At 56.9% G+C, this 22,010-nt stretch carries 19 protein-coding genes; 6 read left to right on the forward strand and 13 right to left on the reverse strand.

Translation table 11 applies throughout. The features are described 5' to 3' along the window. The 7 genes from KA369_23775 to KA369_23805 all read right to left on the reverse strand — a co-directional run bounded on the left by KA369_23775 (position 1) and on the right by KA369_23805 (position 8,271). On the reverse strand, positions 1 to 822 hold the full coding sequence (locus tag KA369_23775; protein MBP7739011.1) for a 2-hydroxyglutaryl-CoA dehydratase: 822 nt from the start codon (positions 820 to 822) through the stop codon (positions 1 to 3). Then, a complete protein-coding gene (locus KA369_23780) occupies positions 819 to 1,610 on the reverse strand; it encodes a 2-hydroxyglutaryl-CoA dehydratase (GenBank protein ID MBP7739012.1) in 792 nt (263 codons plus the stop codon). Before KA369_23780 ends, KA369_23775 begins: the two co-directional genes overlap by 4 nt. Beyond that, positions 1,607 to 3,016, reverse strand: coding sequence for a 2-hydroxyacyl-CoA dehydratase (locus KA369_23785; protein MBP7739013.1), 1,410 nt, complete (start codon positions 3,014 to 3,016; stop codon positions 1,607 to 1,609). The genes KA369_23780 and KA369_23785 overlap by 4 nt, the downstream gene beginning before the upstream one ends. Continuing rightward, entirely contained in the window at positions 3,013 to 4,164 is a 1,152-nt protein-coding gene (locus KA369_23790; GenBank protein MBP7739014.1) for a 2-hydroxyacyl-CoA dehydratase, read from the reverse strand. Before KA369_23790 ends, KA369_23785 begins: the two co-directional genes overlap by 4 nt. Next, the gene (locus tag KA369_23795) at positions 4,161 to 5,630 is read right to left on the reverse strand and encodes a hypothetical protein (protein MBP7739015.1); all 1,470 of its coding nucleotides are present in this window, start codon (positions 5,628 to 5,630) and stop codon (positions 4,161 to 4,163) included. Before KA369_23795 ends, KA369_23790 begins: the two co-directional genes overlap by 4 nt. Before the next feature lie 28 nt (positions 5,631 to 5,658). Continuing rightward, positions 5,659 to 7,002 carry a GMC family oxidoreductase gene (locus KA369_23800; GenBank protein ID MBP7739016.1) on the reverse strand — a complete coding sequence of 448 codons (1,344 nt, stop codon included), beginning with the start codon at positions 7,000 to 7,002 and terminating at the stop codon, positions 5,659 to 5,661. Between the two features lie 186 nt (positions 7,003 to 7,188). Beyond that, positions 7,189 to 8,271 (reverse strand): AraC family transcriptional regulator, encoded by a 1,083-nt coding sequence (locus KA369_23805; GenBank protein MBP7739017.1) that lies wholly within the window; start codon positions 8,269 to 8,271, stop codon positions 7,189 to 7,191. Between the two features lie 307 nt (positions 8,272 to 8,578). Between KA369_23805 and KA369_23810 the strand changes: the two genes are divergently transcribed. Genes KA369_23810 through KA369_23820 form a run of 3 tightly spaced genes read left to right on the forward strand, consistent with a single transcriptional unit; the run spans position 8,579 to position 12,402 of the window. Further along, positions 8,579 to 9,526 carry a hypothetical protein gene (locus tag KA369_23810; protein MBP7739018.1) on the forward strand — a complete coding sequence of 316 codons (948 nt, stop codon included), beginning with the start codon at positions 8,579 to 8,581 and terminating at the stop codon, positions 9,524 to 9,526. Further along, the gene (dctP, locus tag KA369_23815) at positions 9,527 to 10,525 is read left to right on the forward strand and encodes a TRAP transporter substrate-binding protein DctP (protein ID MBP7739019.1); all 999 of its coding nucleotides are present in this window, start codon (positions 9,527 to 9,529) and stop codon (positions 10,523 to 10,525) included. Then, positions 10,522 to 12,402: a TRAP transporter large permease subunit gene (locus tag KA369_23820; protein ID MBP7739020.1), complete on the forward strand. Its 1,881-nt coding sequence runs from the start codon at positions 10,522 to 10,524 to the stop codon at positions 12,400 to 12,402. The genes dctP and KA369_23820 overlap by 4 nt, the downstream gene beginning before the upstream one ends. A 246-nt stretch (positions 12,403 to 12,648) precedes the next feature. On the opposite strand, the gene rlmKL is transcribed toward KA369_23820, so the two are convergent. From rlmKL to KA369_23845, 5 genes are all read right to left on the reverse strand, one after another. Continuing rightward, the gene (gene rlmKL / locus KA369_23825; protein MBP7739021.1) at positions 12,649 to 14,811 is read right to left on the reverse strand and encodes a bifunctional 23S rRNA (guanine(2069)-N(7))-methyltransferase RlmK/23S rRNA (guanine(2445)-N(2))-methyltransferase RlmL; all 2,163 of its coding nucleotides are present in this window, start codon (positions 14,809 to 14,811) and stop codon (positions 12,649 to 12,651) included. Positions 14,812 to 14,816: 5 nt separating this feature from the next. Further along, positions 14,817 to 15,449, reverse strand: coding sequence for a response regulator transcription factor (locus KA369_23830; protein MBP7739022.1), 633 nt, complete (start codon positions 15,447 to 15,449; stop codon positions 14,817 to 14,819). Continuing rightward, positions 15,446 to 17,266: a response regulator gene (locus KA369_23835; GenBank protein MBP7739023.1), complete on the reverse strand. Its 1,821-nt coding sequence runs from the start codon at positions 17,264 to 17,266 to the stop codon at positions 15,446 to 15,448. Before KA369_23835 ends, KA369_23830 begins: the two co-directional genes overlap by 4 nt. Before the next feature lie 72 nt (positions 17,267 to 17,338). Beyond that, positions 17,339 to 17,674 carry a hypothetical protein gene (locus KA369_23840; GenBank protein ID MBP7739024.1) on the reverse strand — a complete coding sequence of 112 codons (336 nt, stop codon included), beginning with the start codon at positions 17,672 to 17,674 and terminating at the stop codon, positions 17,339 to 17,341. A gap of 26 nt (positions 17,675 to 17,700) precedes the next feature. Then, positions 17,701 to 18,087, reverse strand: a complete 387-nt coding sequence (locus KA369_23845; protein ID MBP7739025.1) for a hypothetical protein — start codon at positions 18,085 to 18,087, stop codon at positions 17,701 to 17,703. Between the two features lie 369 nt (positions 18,088 to 18,456). On the opposite strand from KA369_23845, the gene KA369_23850 reads away from it, so the two are divergent. Beyond that, on the forward strand, positions 18,457 to 18,645 hold the full coding sequence (locus KA369_23850; protein ID MBP7739026.1) for a hypothetical protein: 189 nt from the start codon (positions 18,457 to 18,459) through the stop codon (positions 18,643 to 18,645). Positions 18,646 to 18,804: 159 nt separating this feature from the next. Here the strand turns inward: KA369_23850 and KA369_23855 are convergent, their stop codons facing one another. Then, positions 18,805 to 19,626: an NAD-dependent protein deacylase gene (locus tag KA369_23855; protein MBP7739027.1), complete on the reverse strand. Its 822-nt coding sequence runs from the start codon at positions 19,624 to 19,626 to the stop codon at positions 18,805 to 18,807. A 234-nt stretch (positions 19,627 to 19,860) separates the two neighbouring features. On the opposite strand from KA369_23855, the gene KA369_23860 reads away from it, so the two are divergent. Beyond that, positions 19,861 to 20,787 (forward strand): alpha/beta hydrolase, encoded by a 927-nt coding sequence (locus KA369_23860; GenBank protein MBP7739028.1) that lies wholly within the window; start codon positions 19,861 to 19,863, stop codon positions 20,785 to 20,787. 190 nt (positions 20,788 to 20,977) lie between these two features. Then, a complete protein-coding gene (locus KA369_23865; GenBank protein ID MBP7739029.1) occupies positions 20,978 to 22,009 on the forward strand; it encodes a 2-hydroxyacyl-CoA dehydratase in 1,032 nt (343 codons plus the stop codon). Position 22,010 lies beyond the last annotated feature (1 nt).

Raw genomic sequence — 22,010 nt, forward strand, 5'->3', positions numbered from 1 at the left:
TCACCGGACAAGGGCGTCCTCTTTCAGATTCACGCTTTCCGCACCCTTTCCCCGCAAAGAGTCAAGGGCCATCAGGGCAGCCCCGATGGCGCCGTTTATCTGCGGATTTTCGACTTTTATGATATCTTTCCCCAACGCGCCTTTAAGGGCCTCGAACATCCCCGCGTTCCTCGCCACGCCGCCGGTCATGACCACGTCACCTTCGATGGTGATGCTTTTGGCCAGGGCGGCCGCCCTGTTTGCCACGGCGTTGTGGAGGGCGCGGATGATGTCGGGTATCTCGGCCCCCTCGTTCACAAGGGATATGATCTCTGTCTCGGCGAAGACCACGCACTGGTTCGACAGGGTTATCTTCTTCGTCGATTTCGCCGAGATATCGCCAAGGTCTTCGAGCCTGATTTCCAGGGCCTCGGCGATTATTTCAAGGAACCTGCCTGTCCCGGAGGCGCACTTGTCGTTATAGATGAAACGCTTGACGTTGCCGTACGGGTCCACCTTGATCGCCTTGGCGTCCTGGCCGCCGATATCAATGATCGTTCCGGCGGTCGGCGCCTGCCACAGGGCGCCGCGGCCATGGCAGGCGATCTCGGATTCCACGGCGCTGACAAAGGACACATGCTTCCTGCCGTACCCGGTGCCCACGCACCGGCCTATATCCTTCATGGCAATGCCGGCGCTCTCCAGGGCCAGGTCCATCACGGTCCGGGCCGATTCTTCCGGCGACCTCTTCGCCAGGGCCACCGCCGACGCCACGATGCCGCTTTCGTCCATGATGACCGCCTTCGCGGTCAGAGAACCCACATCGCATCCAGCCGCGATCATATCGTCCCTCCTTTTGCCCGTTCATTCGCGAAAAGCGCGGCGCCTATGGCGCCGGCGAGCTGCGGATCGGCCCTGGCGAGGCGCTTGATCCGGAGCCCCAGCAGCTTCTCAAGGGCGGCCACCACCCCGGCGTTCTTGGCCACGCCGCCGGTCATGACCACGTCCTTCTCGTATCCGATGTTGTTCACGATGACGGCCATGCGGCCGGCCATGGCGCTGTTGATCCCCGCGGCTATGTCCTCCACCGGCACGCCGCCGTTCAGGTGCTGGATTACGTCCGCCTGGGCCCATACCGTGCAGGCCGACGCCAGGGTTATGGGATTCCTCGAAATCGCGGACATCGCGCCGAGGTCGTCAAGCTCCACGTGGAGCACCCTGGCCATGACTTCGAGGAACCTTCCCGTGCCGGAAGCGCACTTGTCGTTGGCGGTGAACTTAACCATCTTTCCCTGCCCGTCAAGCCGCAGGGCCTTGCAGTCCTGGCCGCCGATATCAATTACAGTCCTGGCCGACGGTACCAGCCACTGGGCGCCCCGCCCGTGGCAGGCAATCTCCGTCAGGGCCTCGTTCACGAAGGACATCCTGTCGCGGCCGTACCCGGTGCCCACGCAGTAGGCCATGTCTTTCATGGTAAGCCCTTTTTTCGAAAGGGCCTGACCCATGACCGCGTCGGCTGAATCGCCCGGCTTAGCCTTCGATTTTATGATAACCGATTCAATTATCTTTCCGTCTTTCATAATGACCGCTTTAGACGTGAGAGAGCCCACGTCGCATCCAGCTACCATCATACCAGCAGCCTCCTTACCTTCAAGAATTCCTCCAGGCGGTCCCGGGACGCCTCCCACGATTCGACACGGTCATCGAATGCGTCGCCGTACATGATGAAGGTCGGGAACCCGGCCTTTTCCGTATCCCTGGCCAGGAGCTTCACCATGCCCCAGGTGTTACGGCATCCCGGCGTGCCGTTGTAGATGATGCAGTCGGCCCCGTACATCTTCGCCAGCGAGAGGGTGTCCTGGAGCCACATGTCCGGCGCGTCGTAGGGCCCGCGGATCGACTTGATCATGGGCATGCGCGAGTTGTGGTTGGCCATGGTCCTGATCATCGAGTCAAGGTCGCTCAGATCGAAGGAGTACGCCGCGTGTTCCGTGCTGTATTCCTTCACATGGGGGGCCGTGACGGCCCAGGAACGGCTGAGGATGTTCCCCTGGTAGCAGATCCCGTTCCGGTCAAGGAAATCCCAGAGCCTCAGGCTGTTAGTGTAATGGTCAATGTAACAGAAAAAGGCGCGGAGCTTTTCCTTGCCCCCGGAGAGGCCCGAAACTCCCCTGGAGGCGTTGTCCGTACCAATCCTGACCATCGACTCCAGCACCGCCGTGCACTCCTTCATACCGGAGAAGAGAAACCGCGTCGCGTACTTCATCAGGTTGAAGGAAACAGGGAAGGGATTGGGAACAATACGGGCCAGTTCTTCCATCTCCGCCACCAGCAGCTCCTGCTTCTCGATCTCATTGAGCACGGTCCGGAGCCTGTCGATATCCAGCTTTCTGCCGGTGTTTTTTTCGAGAAAGGCGATGAGCGCCTTGAAATCCCCGTTATGGTATTCATCGGTCCTGGGGTCCGCCAGGACCGGCGGCATGTCGAGAGAAAAGAACGGCACCTTCAGATAAGCCGCCGCGAAGGCGAAAGCGTTGGCGTTGGTATCGCACACGCCGGGAGTATCGGTGAGGACCATGTCCACGTCAGCCCCCACGCCGGCGAGAAAGGCCCCCAGGGTCCCCCGCTGGGAGGAGCAGGACGTTTCCGTGTATCCCACCTCGTTGCAGTAGTCGAGAAATTCCGCCGTGCCGCGGCGGTACGCGAAGGTCTGGGCCACGGACAGAACCTCGAGACAAATGGGGTACACGTCCATGGCATAAAGGATTCCAGGGGAAAAGCAAAACGTCGTAATGGCGTTATGGAATCCCTTATCGCGGGCCGTAATATAGTTCTCGAAATATTTTGCCACGCATTCGATGAAAAGCTGTCCCGGGTCTCCCGTGTCCAGCACCGCAGCGACCGTACCATTGAAATAGGGAATATACTTCATCATGGTGCGGTATTCCTTGTCAGAGCCGCTTTTCAGCTTCGCCGCGGCCGCGAAGGTACTCCAGAGCATCGTATCAAACTTATATTCCTTCAGTTCAGGTCTCATGCCGTTCGCCTCCTCTGTCCGATACGCTCCAGGAACGCGTCCACCCTCATCTTCAACCGGCCCGTTTCTACCAGGGGTCCGTATTCCCGCTCGATCTTCAGGCAGGGGATGCCGGCCTCCTCAAGGTCGCGCTCGAAGAGCCCGTTCTCCGAGCCGTGGAGATCGCAGAAACGGATGTTCTGCAGTATCACGCCGTCGACCTTCGCCTTCGCCGCCTTGTCGGTGAGCATCTTCAGCCTTCCGGCGTACTCGCCGTACATGCGGGGACACTCATTTTTAGCAAGGTACCTTTGCGCCAGGGATTCGACCGGGTCACCGCTCTCGTCCACACGGTCCACGTGGAAACGCGATCCAAAGCAGAGGTTGTCCGCCACCACGATGGCCCTGTCTCCCTCGATCATCCTCACCAGGTTCACGTCGTCGCTGGCGCTTCCCACGAGCATGAGACGGGTCCTGTTCTTCAGGCTTCCCCCGGTCTTCCGCATTTCTTCGATAAGACCTTCCAGTAATTCAACATAGACCGCCCTGGGCATCGTGGTCCCGGACAGGATCACGGCCAGGGCCTCTGTCCCGGTAAGGGCCGTATCTTCCGCTATCCTGATGCCATCGAAGGCGTCCAGGAGGTCCCTGCTTTTATTATAGAGCCGTATCGATTCACGGAGAGCGCCATCGGCGATGGACACGTTAAAATGATCCTCAATGGCTTTTTTCAGTCTCATTATTTCATCGATAAACCACTTCACCGTGTAATCCGCGAACTTGTGGGGCACGCCGAAATGGAAAAAGAACTTCGGCAGGATCCCGTCGATGTCCTCCCCCGCCTTGCGCCAGCACTCGTCGAGGCGCCGCATCGAATCGCACCCGGGAGTGATGATGGCGCCGTCGAGAAAATCGAACCTGCCTTCCCCGGCCAGTTGCAGCATCGCCTTGGGCAGGCTGCATATAAAAGGCCCGAAATACGTATCGCCGATGGTCGCTTCGGTCGCACCGAAGCCGCGCACGCGGTACGGCAGTATCCCGGCCGCGTCGAAGAGCTCGTCGGGCACATAGGAGCAGGTGTAGCCCACGACCTTTTTCCCGGCCTTTTTCCAATCCTGTACATAATCGTTGTTGAGGGTTATCGCGGCTTCCATGAGCTCTTTTTTCATGCCGATACCTCCCCTTTGCTGAAAAGTCCCCTGAGCCTGTCGCAGGCTTCCTTCATTTCATCCGACATTTCACCGTCCGGAGCGATAAGCTCAGCCAATCCGTTTATGACCGGCGGCATGATCTCCGGCGCGACCGGCTTCATCGACTGGACGACGTCATCGACGAGCCACCGCGCCGTCTCGGCCAGCACCCGCTCGTCCAGGGCGCTGAAAAACTGCGACAGGAAGCTCTTTATGGTTCCCGGTGAGAGCTGACGAACCTGGTTAAAGAGGCCGCAGACGGCGCTTAGCGCCGCAGCCATCTCCTGGGCGTCGAGGTCGCCCATGCCCCGGGCGAATTCCCTCGCAATGTCCCCATCGGAGAAGACCCTCTGGAAGGTTTCCGCCTTCTGGCTCCAGGCCCGCACCCATGACACCAGGGACCTGAAATGGCTCTGGAAGAAATCCGCGGCTATGGCCGGATTATCTTCCAGCACCTGAATGACGGATATCCGCACCAGGTCCCGCAGCTCCCGGAGCATTCCCTGCGACTTAATCAGGAGGGACACATCGATCTCTCCCAGCGTATCGATAGCCAGACGCGATACTGCCGCGGGAACGGCATGACTTGCCTTGTCTCCTATGAGGGCGCTGCCGGTATGGATTTTTCTCACCAATTCGAAGGCCTGGTTCACGGCCATGCCGATACTTTTACCGTCAATATCCCGCACCAGTGAAAGGATTACGTCCGCGAGAAGGTCCGGGGGCATCTCATTGATCGGCCCCAGCGTTTTCACGGACGACCGTATCAGGATGTTTCCCAGGGCAGGCAGGAGGGAGAGAAGGCAGACCATCTTTGCCGGGTACTGCCACAGCTCCTCGTTTATCATGCCCACCAGGGAGGGGATACCGTCGGCGGAGGCATCCGCCATTTCCTTGATCTCCCCGAAATCGAGCTCGGAGAGAACGGACCGTACTTTCGGCCTGAGCGCTTCAATGATAAAAGCCGGGTCATGGCGCTCCATGTTCAGGCTTTTCACCAGGTTGGCGACTATCCCGCCGATACCCCCCATGTCCGTATTTTCAATAAAAGCTTTCAGAAAGAAGCGGCGCTCTTCCTCCGGCATCTCCGAAAGGCCCCGCGTGAAGGCCCCCAGGGCGGCGATCACCGCGTTGATAATCCCGGGAACGTGAGCCGCGGCCTGACGCTGAAATTCGGGGTCAGAGCAGGTATCCACGACGGGACTCCCGCCGAAGCCGCTCCGGGGCGCAAACCCCTTCGCCAGGACCCTGCCTATGATCGAGGCAAGGGTCTTTCTGATCCTGCTCTGTCCCGCCCATACTGCAAGGACCTCGGGCAGTGCTCCATACAGGATCACCCGGAATTCCTCTGTATGCACGAAGGACTTTGCGAAGCTCTCCACGAAGCCGCCCGCGTCCCGCCGGGCCACCCTATCACGGACAAAACCTGTATCTTTCCTGTTCATCCGGCAACCCTCCTCGCCACCCTCAGCGTCAATTTTCCACGGCGTAAACCGGTTGTTTTGCCCGGGTAGCTCCCTGTTTTTCGCTGGCCAGGTGCTTCCCAAGGCGTTTGCCGAGACACACCAGGGTCAGCACCGGCGGCAACCCGAAGGGCTCCGGGATGACAGAGCAGTCGCACACGTAGAGATTTTCGTATCCTTTCACCTTAAGATTTGAATCCACTACATGGCCTATGCGAATGGTCCCACCAGGATGCGCCGCAAGCTTCCAGGTCTTGTATATCCCCTTCGCGCCGGCGTTGAGGAGTATGTTCTTCGCCATGTCATAGCCCTTCCTGAGCTTTTCCTTGTCAGCCGGCGTAAGCCGTTTCCTCACCCCGCCGCGATCCGACAGGTGCCCGGACAGATCATCCCGTATCTTGATCATTATACGGAGCGTTTTTTTCGTTTCAAGAAGCCTCCAGAATCGAAAAGCCGACGCGGTAAAAACCTGGTCGAGCAGGAAAGGCTCCGCCATGTCGGTCATCACTATTCCCTCGTTGCGCATGACGCATCCCGCCGTCATGGGGATCTCGTCTTTCCGTTTTTTCACGTCCTTGACCTTGCCGCAAACGGTGATGAGGGGGTCGAAAAAATAATTGTATCCGACGTTCCGTATGCCGGATTTGTGAAGCACCACCGGCGAACCGATGCCGCCCGCGGCGACAATCACCGTATTGGCCAACACCTGCGTGGTGCGGCCCTTGTATCTCACTTCAACCCCCCTTGCGATCGACCCTTCGAAGATGACCTTCTTCACCATTGCCCTGTTTAACAGCACCGCCCCTTTTTTGACCGCTTCATCAACGTGCATTTTAGCGCTCCACTTTACCTCATGGGGGTCGCCGTAAAAACCGAAGCGGTATCCCGGCCGCCAGCGGTCCTGGTACATGAATTTATCGAGCTTCTTCCAGTCATACCCGAGGGCGCGGGCGCTTTCCATCATCCGCCTGGCCATGGGAGTCACCATTTCATCCTTGAGAGGGCCGATGGGGAGCTCCCTCCTGACCTCGGCCTCGACTCCAGTCAAATCGATGCCGTATTTTTTGAATGCGTCATGGTTTACAGGAAATGCCGTCCCGTAATAGAATACTGAGCTGCCGCCGGTCGTGAGTCCGCGGACCATGCCGAGTAGCTCCGGCGTTAAAAGAAGGCTTTTGAAGGGAAACATCATGTGAGCCAATGCCCAGAGGAACGTTCCCTTTATCTTGTTCCCGCCGCTCCCTTCGAGAATGAGGACCTTTTTCCCTTTCGCCGCAAGATCCTTTGCAACGCTTGCTCCGCCGGCGCCTGATCCGACGATAATGGCGTCATACTTTTCCTTTATAATTTCCATTTTTCTCCTCCATAAATAATAATATCCGGCTCCCTGAAATTGCCGTATCCTCTGTTTTGATTAAAAACCGCGATATTGCCTGGTTGATGATATAATAGGTTATTCTTAAAAAAAAGTCGTCCGGACGGATAATTCCAGAATTATCAAAAGTTCCAGATTTATAAATCCAGAATTTTTCCACTCGTATTATTTTTGATACTTTCTGTACCGCGCCGGGGACATGCCGATGAATTTCGTGAAAGCCTCATAAAATGCGGACTTGCTGTTGAATCCTACCGAATAGCAGATGGCTGTTATGGACCGGTCCGGCTGCGTCTGGAGAAGATTCACAGCCTCGTCAACGCGGTATCGGTTTATATAGTAATTGAAGCTGATAGCGAGGTTCTTGTTCAGGAACTCCGACAACTGGTGGGGGGAGATGGAAAGCATTTGAGCGAGTCGCTTCAGGTTAAGGTCCTCATCGCAATACACCTTGTCTATGATCATGAGATCGTCGAGGCGGCTCTTTAACGCCTCCACGTCCAGGCCCTTGATGAGGGAGCGCTCGTAGATGTTCTTTTTAACGACACTGGTGATCAGCGATATTAGCTCCGGAAAGAGATTTCCTACGATGTAGATAAACAGGAAAGGCAGTATCATCAGGGTCATTACTATGCGGCCAAGAGTGATATTCCGCATTATGAATGCAAACAACAACATGATGGCGATCATGAGGACCATGACGATATAGACCAGGGCCACCTGGTTGACCTTGACACTGAACTGCTTTGTCATTAATAGCGATATAAAATCCTCTTTTACAAGGATGTAGATATTATAGATGATAAATATAACGGCCGCGGAGATCAGGTAATAATAATTGCCGGCAATCAACATCGATCTGACTTCAAGGAGCGGCCCGGCCTTTATCGTTTCTGTCAGGACCATGAAAAAATCGATGCAGAGGGATATGAGGGGAGGAACGAAGTGAAAGGCATGGCTGATGTTAAAGGTAAAATCGTTGTAAAAAAGCTTCTTGTAGAAAAAGAAGATCGAAGGGCCCAGTAAAAAGGCCACGGCCTGGCCCCGCCAGAGGGAGATATCATGGTCGGGAACGGCATATACGCCATAATAGTATTGCTGGAACCCTATGGCGGATATGCAGGCGAAAAAGATAAAGAGCCATAGGTGCTTGGTGTCGCGGAATATCTGGGCAAATTGCATGAGGGCCATGGTCAGGGCGAGGCTTCCGCCATAAAAAAGCAGATGATTCAAGATGGTATCCAGCATCTCTCAAGTCCCCCGGCTTGATCGAGTTAATCGGAGCATTCTAATTGACGGTTTTATCCGAACAGACACGTAGTCCATAACAACACGAATGTCATAATAACGATTGAATCACATCCCCTGTCAATAGTTAATTTAACTGACGGTCAGTATTGCACATGGTAATTGTTTTGTGATATTATTATTGACTTTCCTGTAATTATTGCTATTTTGTCATAGTTTTTTGATTTTTTCTTTATATATTATCATTTTTACTGATTATATTCAAATATAGCATAGTCTTTTCAGGAATTGGCAGGTTAACCCTATCATGGATAGAAGAATCGCCCGAGTCAGCCTAATCATCATTCTTTTACTCCCCCTCTGTCTATCCTGTTCCGCCAACAGGACCGCCATGACAATGGTCGCCAACGCCCTCTCTTCGTCGACGTCCGGCACGACCTTCACCGGGGAGGACGATCCGGAGCTGGTGGGAGACGCCCTCCCCTTCGCCCTGAAGCTCTACGAGAGCCTCATTGAGGAAGTGAAGGACAATCCCCGCCTGTACCTTGCCACGGGAAGCGGCTTCATCATGTACGCCAACGCCTACGTGCAGGCGCCGGCGGACATGCTCCCCGATACCGAGGTGGACAAAAAAAGCCGGATGACATCGCGCGCCCGGAAGCTCTATCTGCGCGGCCGCGATTACGTTCTCAAGGGCATCGATATCTCATACCCGGGTTTTACCGCTTCCCTCGACAACGACTCGTTCAAGGGCAGCCTGGACTCAATGAAGCCCGACGATGTCCCGTACCTCTACTGGGCGGCGGCGGGTTGGATGGCCGCCTATGCCTCCGATCCCTTTGACGTGAACATCGGCATCGGCGTCAAGAAGGCCGCGGCCATGATGGAAGCCGCCCTCAGGCTGAACGAATCGTTCAACGACGGCGCCATCCATGATTTTTTCATCCTCTATTACGGCTCCCTGCCCCAGGTCATGGGGGGCAGCGAGGAAAAGGCGCGCCACCATTTCAAGAAGGCCCTCGAGTTTTCCAAGGGGCTCACGGCGTCGCCCTACGTCGCCCTGGCATCGACGGTTTCCGTCGGCAACCAGAACGTGAAGGAATTCACCGATCTTCTCAACAAGGCCCTCGCCGTCGACGTATCAAAAAGAACCGGCAACCGGCTGGCCAATATCATAGCACAGAGAAAGGCCCAATGGCTCCTGGACCACCGGGAAGACCGGTTCCTCTCAGACACGAATGAAGGAGATAAATAAATGAAGCACTTTTCAAAAGCAATTCTCTCACTGGTCATGACCGCCGTCCTGACCGCGCCCCTCTTTTCTCTCACCATCAAGGTGGGAAGCATCGCTCCCGGCGGGTCGCCCTGGGACACGGCCCTCAAGAAGATAGCGGCCGAATGGAAGACCATTTCCGGCGGGACCATCGACATGAAGATCTACCCGGGCGGCATCGTCGGCAACGAGCCGGACATGATACGGAAGATGCGGATCGGCCAGCTGCACGCCGCCATCTTCACCGGCGTGGGCATGAGCTATATAGCCCCCGAGGTCTTCTCCCTGAGCCTTCCATTCCTTATTCACGATGACGGCGAGCTCGAGTACATCATGAAGAAGACGACGCCGCAATTCAACCGTCTTATCGAGAAGAAGGGCTTCTCCACCCTGGTCTGGTCCAAGGCCGGATGGGTGTCCCTCTTTTCGACGAAGCCGGTCGTGTATCCCCGCGACCTCAAGCCCCTGAAGATTTCAGTATCTGAGGGCGACGCGGAGCTCCTCCAGTCATGGCGCGTCATGGGATACAACGCCATCCCCCTGTCCACCAACGACCTGATGACATCCCTCCAGAACGGCATGATCGAGGCTTTTTACGCCCCGCCGCTGGTGAGCGCCTCGTTCCAGTGGTTCGGCATAGCCAGGCACATGTGCAACATCAAGATCGCCCCGATGATCGGCGGGTTCGTCGTCTCCAAAAAGACATGGGACCAGGTACCGGCGGAGATGCGGCCGAAACTCCTCAGGGCGGCACAGAAAATCGTTGACAACCTCTACGTGGAAACAAACGCTCTCGAGAAGAAGGCCATCGACACGATGCTCAAGCACGGACTGAAGATTCACGAGGTCCCGGCCGACGCGGCCAGGCTCTGGCAGAAGGAAGGAAACAAGGGATATGACGTGTTCGTGGGCAAAACCTTTTCACGGGACCTGCTGGAAAAGATACAAGGTTATTTAAAAGAGTACCGTAACAAGAAATGATACTTAAAAAGATCAGCGCTCTTTTCAACAGACTGGAGAATTATATCGCCTACGCGGCGCTAATCCTCCTCGCCCTTCTCCCCGCCGTCGAGGTGATCGCCAGGAAGGTATTCAAAACAGGGGTGCCCAATTCCAGCGACTACCTCCAGCACCTCGTCCTCTGGCTCACTTTCATCGGGGGGATGATAACGTCCCGGGAGCGCAAGCACCTTGCCCTTGCCGCCGGTGTCGCCGCCATCAAGGAGCGGATCAGGAACTGGATATACGGGGTGACCGGCGCCGTGTCGACGGCGCTCAGCGCCGCTTTTGCCTGGTCATCCCTTTCGATGGTCATAATCGGCTTTGACCCGGCCAAGGAGATCGGTATCTTCCCCATCCGCCTCGTCACCGCCATCATGCCGATAGGCTATGCGGTCATGTGCGTCCGCTTCGTGACGAAAGCCCCGACGCACCGCGCCGGAAAGATCATCGCCGCCATGGGGATACTGGTGGGGACCTTTTTCTCCTTCCCGCAGATAGGCAACATCATCACGGCGTATTTCCCCGACGCGGGCGCGACGACCGACATGATAGCGCAGGCATCCCATTCCCTGGTGGCGTTCCTGTCGCTGCCGATAATCATCTTCCTTATCATGGCGGCCTTCTTCGACACGCCGATTTTCATTGTCCTGGGAGGCCTGGCGTACCTTCTCTTCGTCCGTTCCGGCGGCCAGCTCGAGGTCATTCCCAACGAGGCCTACACCATGCTGATCAGCAGCCCCCTGCCGGCCATTCCGCTCTTCGCCTTTGCCGGCCTCATCCTCTCCGAGAGCAAGGCCGGGGAGCGTCTCATCGATCTTTTTAGAACACTCATCGGATGGCTCCCGGGAGGCATGGCCATAGTGGTCGTCCTGGTGTGCGCCTTTTTCACCACCTTCACCGGAGCCTCCGGCGTCACGATCCTCGCCCTGGGGGGCCTCCTCTACGTCATCCTGACGAAAAGCGGTGGTTACAATGAAAAATTCACGACAGGTCTCCTCACGGCGTCCGGAAGCATCGGCCTCCTGTTTCCGCCGAGCCTGCCGGTCATACTCTACGGCGTGGTCGCGCAGATAAGCATCAAGCAGATGTACGCCGGCGGCATCATACCGGGCGTTTTCATGATAGTGGCCCTTTCCATCATGGGTATCGTGACGGCCGTCAGGGGCGGGATACCGCGGGTGCCCTTCAAGGGCAAAGAGGCCCTTGTGGCGGTCAGGAAATCGATATGGGAGCTCCTGCTGCCGGTCATCATCCTGGCGGGCTTCTTTTCCGGCCTCACCACCCTGGTGGAGATCGGCGCCTTCACGGTGATCTACGCCCTGTTTATTACCATGGTTGCACACCGGGACATTCGCGTCCGCGACCTGCCCGCAGTCATGCTCAAGTGCCTGCCCATAATCGGCGGCATCCTGGTCATCCTCGCACTGGCGAAGGGCCTCTCCTATTACATCGTGGACGCCGAGATCCCGCAGACGCTGGCCCAATGGATACAGACGCATATCCATTCAAAGATAGTGTTCCTGATCCTGCTCAACATAGCCCTTCTCATAACAGGGTGCTTTCTCGATATTTATTCGGCCATACTGGTGGTGGTGCCCCTCATCATACCGCTGGGAGAGATATTCCAGATCCACCCGGTCCACCTGGGGATCATATTCCTGGCCAACCTGGAGCTGGGGTACCTGACGCCGCCGGTGGGCCTTAACCTTTACCTTTCGTCATATCTCTTCAACAAGCCCCTGGTGAACATCTACCGGTTCGTGGTGCCCTTCCTGCTCCTGCTCCTGGTGACGGTCATTGTCATCACCTACGTACCCTGGATGTCAACGGCCCTGATCGGCTTGGTGGGAGAATAGGGTTTTTATCTCTTCCTAATTACCATTAATCGAAATACGCGATACAGCGTCGGGAAAAAAGCCGAAGGGCCGAGGACTGTCTGAGTCTTCCATTTCTTTGTCCGAGTTCCGCAGGCCCGGAGGCTTTTCCCGACGCGAAATGTTGATTTGACGTTTATAGATTCAGGCGGAATATGCTTGTATCTATCTTTCCTCTCATGCAAACAGAGCAATAAACAGGCATGCTTCGCCTTTCTGAGTAGTTATTTAACTCTTCCTCTTAATAATCCAGCATGAATGAATTCTCGGATTGCGCTCGAAATCCTTCGGAATGGTCTTTGCCGTGATATCCTCGGCGACAAGGCCCTTCAACGCGCCTTCATCCATCTTGAACCTGTCGCGGTTGGTGCTGAATAAAATGGTCCCGCCCGGCGCCAGGAGCCTTGCCGAGTCATTGATGAGCTCCCCGTGGTCCCGCTGCACGTCAAAAGACCCCTTCATCCGCTTGGAATTCGAAAAGGTGGGCGGGTCGAGAAAGACGAGATCGAACCGCTCCCTGCACGCGGCGATCCATTCGCGGCAATCGGCCTGCTCAAGGCCGTGCCTGGCTCCCCGGATATCGTTCAGCTCAAGGTTGCGGCGGGCCCAGTCAAGGTACGTGGCGGAGAGGTCCACGGAAACGGTGGACCGCGCGCCGCCCAGGGCGGCATGGACCGTGGCTGTGCCGGTATAGCAGAAAAGGTTGCAGAACCTCTTGCCTTTGGCCAGGGATCCGATCAAACCGCGGGTCATCCGGTGATCAAGGAAGAGCCCTGTGTCGAGGTAGTCGGTGAGATTCACCAGGAAGCGGCAGGGGCCCTCGGCGACCTCTATGAACTCTCCCCGGTCGTTCTGCTTATCATACTGGCTCGGGCCCTTCTGACGGCGGCGTACTTTCAGGATTATCCTCCCGGCATCGACGCCAAGCGCCTCCGGCAGGACCGTCAGGGCGTCCTTCAGCCTGGTTTCGGCCTTAACCGCATCGACCGATGGAGGCGCCGCATATTCCTGAACGTGGACCCACTCCCCGTACCGGTCCACCGCCACGGCGTATTCGGGCAGGTCCGCGTCGTAGATGCGGTAACAGGTGATCCCTTCCCGTGCCGCCCATTTGCCCGTGGTCTTCATATTCTTGCCAATGCGGTTCATGAAGGCAATGGCGCCGCGCTCCAGGGCCCGATCAAGTTTTATCTGAATTTTTCGTGAATCAAGGGCTTCTCTATCGATGAAGCTGTCCGGCTCGACGCGGAACTGTAGCAGCCTGCATTGCAGCGGGCCGTTGAAAAAAACATTGGACTTGTGGGCGCGGAGCCCCATGCGCTTGCCCAGCTCGGGCTCCCCGGTTATGACGGCGGCCCGCCACCCGGGAAAGCTTTTCTTTAGGGTGTCCCCCAGCTCTTCATAAAGGGAGCGCAGCCCGCCCGCGTCGCCCATGCGCTTCCCGTAAGGGGGGTTTGTAAGGATAAGGCCTTCAGCGAGACCGGGCGGCGGTCCTGCTGCCTCCAGGAGGCGTTTCTCAAAATGTGCTATCGTTTCCACGCGGGCCCGGGCGGCATTGTGCCGCGCCATCCTGAGGGTTTCCCTGTCGCTGTCGAAGCCGACGCATTTCGGCGCCCCGGTGAGCCCCCTGATCATGCGCTCCGACGCCTCGTTGACCAGATCCTCCCACAGGGAGGGGTCAAAGCCCTGCCATCCCCGGAAACCCCATCGAAGGCGGTTCAGGCCAGGGGCGATATCGGCCGCCATAAGGGCCGCCTCTATGACCATGGTGCCGGAGCCGCACATCGGGTCGAGGAAGGATCCTCCCGTGCCCGCCACCGTGGGCCACCCGGACTTTATGAGGAGCGCCGCCGCGAGGTTTTCCCTGATGGGCGCGGCCCCGGATTCAAGGCGGTATCCCCTGGCATGGAGGCCCCCGCCGGAGAGGTCCACTCGCACCTCCAGGCCTTTCCGCGACAGGTGGCAATTCACCAGGAAATCCGGCTCCTTCGCGTCTATTGACGGGCGCTTCCCGCGCCGGTCCCGTATGCGGTCCACCACCGCGTCCTTGACGAGCTGCGCCCCGTACATGGTGTTGTTAATGCCGGCGCCGGTCCCGCTGAAATCAACGGCCATGGTTGCCCCCGATGCGGCTAAATCTTCCCACGGCACGGTCCGCGCGGCGTCATACATGTCGCCGCTCTTTTCCACGGCGCTTTCGCCGAGGCAGAGGAAGATCCTGCTGGCCGTGCGCGACCAGAGGCAGGCGCGCAGGGCCTCCGCGAGGGACCCTGTAAAATGCACGCCCCCGGCGGTGGCCCGGCATCCGGCGGCGCCGAAATCGCGCAGCTCCTCCGCGAGAATGGGCTCGACGCCCTTCGGCGCGGAGGCAAAGAGATTCAATGGTTGCACGGGCTTCACTCTATGAGGTTGTTGGAAATTACGTAATGGGTCAGCTCGGCGTTGTTCTTCATGTTCATCTTTTCCAGGATGCGCTGGCGGTAGGTGCTGATGGTTTTCACGCTCAGGAATAGCTCCTTCGCTATCTCGGTTATGGTCTTGCCCGACGAGATCATGCACATGACCTGGAACTCCCTGTCGGTGAGATACTCGTGGGGCGGCTTGCTCCGGGAGTCCGCGATGCTGTCGGCGAGCTGCTCAGCCAGTGAGGCGCTTATGTACTTCCCCCCGGCGCAGACCTTGCGAATGGCCTCGATGAGCTTGTCCGGCGCCGTCTCCTTGGTGATGTAGCCGGACGCCCCGGCCTTGATGGTCCGCACCGCGTACTGCTCCTCGGGATGCATGGAGAGCACCAGGACCGGGAGAGAGGGGTGCTCCATCTTCAGTTGCTTCAGTATCTCGAGGCCGCTGCGCCCGGGCATCTTCATGTCTAGGAGCACCACGTCGAACTTCTTTTTCCTCAGCGTTTCCAGCAGCTCCTGGCCGTCGCCCGCCTCCCCTTCGACCGATAGCTCCGGGTCATCGGCGATGATCTGCTTCAGGCCGGCGCGCACGATCTCATGGTCGTCCGCTATGATTATCCTCTTCATGAGGCACCTCCGATCGGTATATGGGCCGTTACGACCGTTCCCCTGCCCGCGGCGCCCTCGATGGCGATGGTGCCGCCGCATGACAGGGCGCGCTCCCGTATCCCTATGAGTCCCAGGGAGCGGGCGTTGTTTATCTCCTCGCCGGTTATGCCCCTGCCGTTGTCCCGGATGGTCAGGATGAGCTCATCCGCGTCCATGACAAGGTCGACATCCACGGCCGTAGCATTGGCATGGCGTATGATATTTGTCAATGATTCCTGGACGATGCGGTAGATATTAATGGATTTTTTCTCATCGAGCTCCGGTTCCTCGGACCCGCTCGAAACGCGGCAGGCTATGCCGGTGCGCTTTTCGAACTCCCCGGCGGACCATTCGATGGCCGCGATGAGCCCGATGTCGTCGAGTAGGTTGGGCCGGAGCTCCGAGGAAATCCGCCTGACGGTGTTTATGGTCGAGTCGATCATCGAGGACATCGCCTCGGCGCGGGATACCAGCTCGGGCTGCGAATCCAGCCTGTTCTTTATCCACGACAGGTCCATCTTCAATGCCGTGAGGGACTGTCCCAGGGCGTCATGGATCTCCCGGGCGATCCCGGTCCGCTCCTCCTCGCGGAGCGTCTGGAGGTGCGTTGAAAGGCCCCGGAGCTCTTCCCGAGACCCGGCCAGGTCCTCGAAGGTCGTCTTGCGCTCTATGACGATGCCGAGCCTCTCCGCCACGGCGTTCACCAGGTCGCGGTCCTCCTTCGTGAAGATATCCTCGTCGCCGGGCCCCTTCATGGCGTGGAAGAGCTCCACCGAACCTGTTTTCTTCCCGAAAACCTTCAGCGGCGCCACAAGGAACAGGGCCCCGGCAATGAACTTCTGCGACGTGAATTCCCGGTCTCCGTAACGGATCCTGACGGAAACGAGCCCCGGGCTCTGGAACGCCGTGGGAACGATCTCGACCGTCTGGGTGAATATGTCATCGAGGGGCGTATCGATGTTCCCCGAGATGGTGGAAAGGCGGTACAGGCAGTTCAGCTCCTTGACCCGCTTGATCTTTTCAAAGAACAGCGCGTCCCTGACCCGCTCGAGCCTCCGGTGGCCCGTCACGTCCCGGATGATGCCCTGGCAGTTGAATTCCGATCCGCCCCGCGTGACGATCCGCGTCATCGTCAGGAGGCATTCGGCGTCGGAGCCGTCGCTCTTTTTCATCCGGACCGGCAGGTTTTCGATGAAATCACGGTCGTTGATATCGGCGAGGACCATCGCGCCGTCCTCGCGGTTCGCGAAGAGCTCGGCGATATTCATTGCCGCCAGGCGCCCCGGGGAGTATCCCGTAAGCTCGTGCATCGCGTTATTGACCGTGGTGATCGCGCCGTCGCGGCCGCACATGAAGATGGCGTCCCTCGACTGCTCGAAGAGGGCGCGGTACTTCGTCTCGCTCTCCCTGAGCCGACGGTCGATCCAGTTCCGGTGAAGGGACGTTTCGATGGTCGAGTAGAGCTCCTGCTCGTTGTAAGGCTTTACGATATACCCGTAAGGCTCGGTGACCTTGGCACGTTCGAGGGATGATTTGTCCGACATGGCGGTGATGAAGATCACCGGCGCGTCGGTGATCGTGCGCAGCTCCCAGGCGGTGTCTATGCCGTCCATGGCGCCTTCAAGCTTGATGTCCATTATGATGAGGTCGGGCAGCAGAACGGCCACCTTGTCGATGCACTCCCGGCCCGAAATCGCGTCGCCGACCACGTCGTAGCCGAGGCGCGTCAGGATCTGCCTGAGGTCCAGGGCCTCGATCGGCTCGTCCTCGACGATGAAGATCCTCATTCTCTCCATGGATGAATCTGTATCAGCGGACGAGGAATCGGTCAATGAAAAAATAGGCCATGCGACGACGGCCCGGCGCTATTATTTTTTTGAGCGGTAATTCAGGAAGGAGAACAATCTCCTCTCTTTAAGATAATCCATGTCGTACATGCGGTCGAATGCTTCCCTCTCGAAGATAATGTTCATGTATGCCTCGTGCCAGGCCATTCCTCGCAGGCGGCTGACGAGGAATAACAGGGCGTACCAGACGGCGAATATGACAAGGAGAAGCTCGATCTGCTGCCGGATATGGATCCTCTCATGATTGATGGTGATGGCGGCCTCGGCGGTGCCGCGCAGCTCCTTTCGAATGATGATGAACGGAAAGATGGTCAGCCCGGTTATGCCTGGAAACCAGGGGACCAGGAATCTGATCAGGCGCGTGCTGAAGATGGTGATCATGCCTATTCCGTTTTAACTTTCGGAAAGGACTCGCCGGTCACGGGGCAGCCGGCGAGAATAAGGAGCCGCAGCCTGTCAAGGGAGGCGCATTCTTTTTTACGGCACTTGCCGTCTCCATCTACGGAGGGATAGCCCTTCTTGTATGAGTCGAGGGACTGGTACAGCTCGATCCGCCTCTTGCGGTACTCGTTCATCTCCCTTTTTTTCCTCGCCCGGGCCTGGGTGCTCAGGTTGTGCCACTTCGACGTCGAGGGTTTGAGCTCGTCGTTTTCGGTGAGACATTTCTGGGACATTTTTTCCAGCTTTGTTTCGCCCCATTTCCCCCCTAGCGTGGCGCAGGAGGCCATAAAGGCCATGGTTATGACAGCGGACAGCATTATGCGTTTCATCATAAACTCCTTTCAATGCGAATGCGCGGATGCCCTTGTGCGAATTCGTGCGAACAGTAGGATGATAAAACCACTGTTACAACTTTTCAGTCAATCTTTTTTAGGAATTATTGTTCTTTAAACCCGCCCGGCCGGGATTTGACTTCATAATAAATTTTCCAATTAATTTTAAAAAAATATTCCAAAAAATTTGACGATCGCGATTTTATTATATTATATTATATGGTTTGATTAAATATGGGGTCCCTGATAATTCCAGGGAAAGCTGGTTCCGGAATCACGGAGTTTGACATTATAAAAACAACAGTCAAACAATCAAAAATCAAGGTGGCCCCGAAAGATTATAAAGGATTGAATGGAGGTTCGTATATGAAAAGAGAAAAGGTTTCAAACAAGGCCAACAAGATCGAGCAGGAGATCATCAGAAAAGAGCGGCTTGCGCGGGACGCGAAAAACAAGGGGATGCATGCGGTATACAGCAACTACGTCATGGATATCTCCGTTTTGAAGTCCCAGCTTCAGAAGCTGTCGACCGGACCGCTCAGCAGCGCAAGCTGATTTCGCCGATCAACGGCCCGAAGGACCTTTCCTTACACCGAACTGTCCCGGCCAGGCGTGCCATGGGCAAGACCTGACGGGATACGATTAAGCCGCGGATTCACATCCGCCCCCACACAGAAACCCCCTCCCGGGGGTTTTGTGTTTCAGGCAATGCCCTCATTTTTTACAGCAGTTCTTGATGGCGCCCAGTATGGCGGGGATCGCTTCACCGGTCTTCATCGGCAGATACACATCGGTGACATCCTCAAAAGCGTTTTCATTGGGATTTATGACAATGATTTCAGAGCCAAGCCTCTTGGCGTCAAAGGGAATCTCCGCCGCGGGATAGACGACGCCGGACGTTCCCAGGACGAGCATCACGTCGCAGTCATGGGCTGCGGCAAAGGCGCGGGGCAGCTGCAGCACCGCCTCTCCGAACATGACCACATCGGGCCTCGTGAGAGACCCGCAGGCCTCGCAGTGCGGGACCAGGCCGAGCAGCGCCTGCAGGGAGAATTCCCTGGCGGCGCCGAGCTTTGCCTTGAGTTCTGACACGAAGGGCTTCCGGGAGAATTCCGCTTTTTTCCCACAGGAAACGCACACCATGCGGAAAAGATTGCCGTGCACCTCGATCACCGACCTGCTGCCCGCCTCCTGCTGAAGATTATCAATATTCTGCGTAATGATATTTTTCAATATTCCCAATTTCTCAAGCTCAGCCAGCGCCCTGTGGCCAGGATTACAATCGGCCTTCTCAAAAACGTCGAGCAATTCCATGAGAATGGAAAGGATGCGGCCGGGGTGTTTCTTGAGGGTGGAAATAATGCCTTCCGGCGTGCCCATCTCCATGGGATTGATGCGGTCCCAGATTCCGCCCGGATCTCGGAAGGTGGCTATACCGCTTTCAGCGGAAACGCCGGATCCGCAAAAGGCGGCGGCGTTTTTTGTGCCGGATAATAGTTCAGCCGCCCGCGATATCTCGTTTCGGTACTGTTCCATGAAAGGTCTGCCGGTTAGTTATTTATACAGCGCTATGGCGCTAACGCCACGTGAAGATAACTATCCGTCCAGGCGTCCGGTTGTCAAATAATTATTTATTCTTTTTGATTGAAATGTAATGATGCGATTGCTACCGCGCAAAACCAGGGATGGATCCCCGAAAAAGAATTGACTTCCCCCCTAATTGATATTCACTTTTGAAAGAATGTCAATTCTCGCTACCGGGAGAACCAAATGAAGATTCTGAAATACCTTTCCATTTTTCTTTTCATAATAATCGTCTTCCCTCTGGCGTTCCTCTACCTTGCCCCGGCGAAGGCCACTGGATCCATCCATTGGGCCGGTCAAAAGATGTCCGGCGTCGAGCGCAGGGAGATCACCCTTCCCGGCGGATTGCGATATGTCTACCTCGAAGGCGGCAAAGGCGAGCCCCTGATGCTCTTCCACGGCTTCGGCGGCGACAAGTATAACTTCATGCTGATTGCCCGGTACCTGACGTCCCATTACCGGGTCATCATTCCCGACCATATCGGCTTCGGCGAATCAGCCCACCCGGCCGACGCCGATTACACCACCAGGGCCCAGGCTGAGCGCCTCCATGGCCTGGCAAAGGCCCTGGGCATCGAGAATCTCCATGTAGGCGGCAACTCCATGGGAGGCCATATAGCCATGGCCTATGCATCCCTGTACCCGAAAGAGGTCAAGAGCCTCTGGCTCCTGGACCCGGGCGGCGTCTGGTCCGCGCCTGAAAGCGACCTGAGGAAGATCATCCGCGAAAAAGGAAAGAACCCCCTCATGGCGAGCACCGAAGAGGAATTCGCGGAGATATTCAAGTTTGTCATGAGCGATCCGCCTCCCATCCCGCGGCCCATGCTCAATGTCATGGCCCGAGAGCGTAAAAAGAACTTCGATCTGGAGGCACGCATATTCAAGCAGCTGACCGGCGATACCGTGGAAAAAGTGATAAAAGGATCCACCGTGCCCGCCCTCATAGTCTGGGGAAAAGAGGACCGTGTGCTCAGCCCGGCATCTGCGGAGATCCTTCATAAGCTCATGCCTAACTCACGGGTGATCATGATGCCCGGCATAGGCCACCTGCCGATGATCGAGGATCCGGGCAAGTGCGCCGAAGACTACCTGAAATTTCGCGCCTCCCTGTGACGGTAAAAGCGCCATGCAATAGCAATTTGAATTCACTTTGACTTGACTTTGCCGCACTTGATTGTATCTTTTGGAAAAATGTTGAAACAGCGGGCCAGACAGTTCTTTCATAGAAAACAGAGTATGCATTAACCGGCGCCCGGCGTTTCCGGTCGCCATATCATTGAGCAGGAACAGGTTCGGTTCTCCCATGAAAACGATAGCGTATTTCGACTCCTCCCATGACATGCCTGAAGAGATCATCATGGCCGCCGGGTTCGTCCCGTACAAGATCTTTGGCGACGTCCATAATTCCAACGCCCCGGCCGACCAGTACCTCCAGGCCTTCTTCTGCCCGGCGGCGCGGAGCTTCCTCACAGAGGCGCTGGCGAAATCCTCCCAGTGGGAAGGCATCATCGTCGCCCAGGGCTGCAACGCCACCAACCGCCATTACGATGTGTGGAAACGCCACGTGGAAACGCCTTTCCTCTACTGGTTCAACGGCCCCATCAAGGACGACGCCATGGCCCTCCGCTTCATGAAAACCGAGCTGTGGCGGCTCATCGATTCTTTGAACAGCCGGTACAAGGTGTCCATAACCGATGACATGATCGCGGGCGCCATCCGCGAGTCCAACGAGGTTAAGAAGAGACTCCAGGCCCTTTCTATCCTGAGGAGCAAAAAGGACATCCCCAACAGGGACTATCTCGATGCGCTTATAAAAAGCATGACGATGCCAAAGAAAGACGCGGTCGCGACTATCGACGCAATGATCGCCAAGGCGGAAAAGAGCGGGCCATTCCCGAACAACAAGAAGAAGGTGCTTCTCACCGGCTCCGACGTGACCTACCCGGAGCTCATGGACCAGATCGACGAGTCCGGATTCAGGGTGGTCCGCGACGATCTTTCCGTCGGGGAGCGGTATTACGCCAACCTTATACCGGAGGACGGGAGCCCCGTGGACGCCCTGGCCCGCTACTACCTGGCGGTGCCGAGGCCCGCCACCAAGGTGGGACTCCGCAAGAGGATAGAGTTCCTGGAAAAGTCCCTGTCGGAGTCTAACCTGGACACGGTCATTTCCCAGAACATCAAGTTCTGCGAGCCCTTCGCCTACGATTCGGTCCTGGTGAACGGAGAGCTCAAGGACAGGGGGACCCGCGTCCTCCACCTGGAACGCGAATTCACGCCCGGCCCGGACCACCAGCTCATGAACCGGCTCGCCGCATTTTCCGAGATGCTATAGG

The sequence above is a fragment of the Spirochaetota bacterium genome (assembly GCA_017999915.1).
Classification (GTDB): domain Bacteria; phylum Spirochaetota; class UBA4802; order UBA4802; family UBA5550; genus RBG-16-49-21.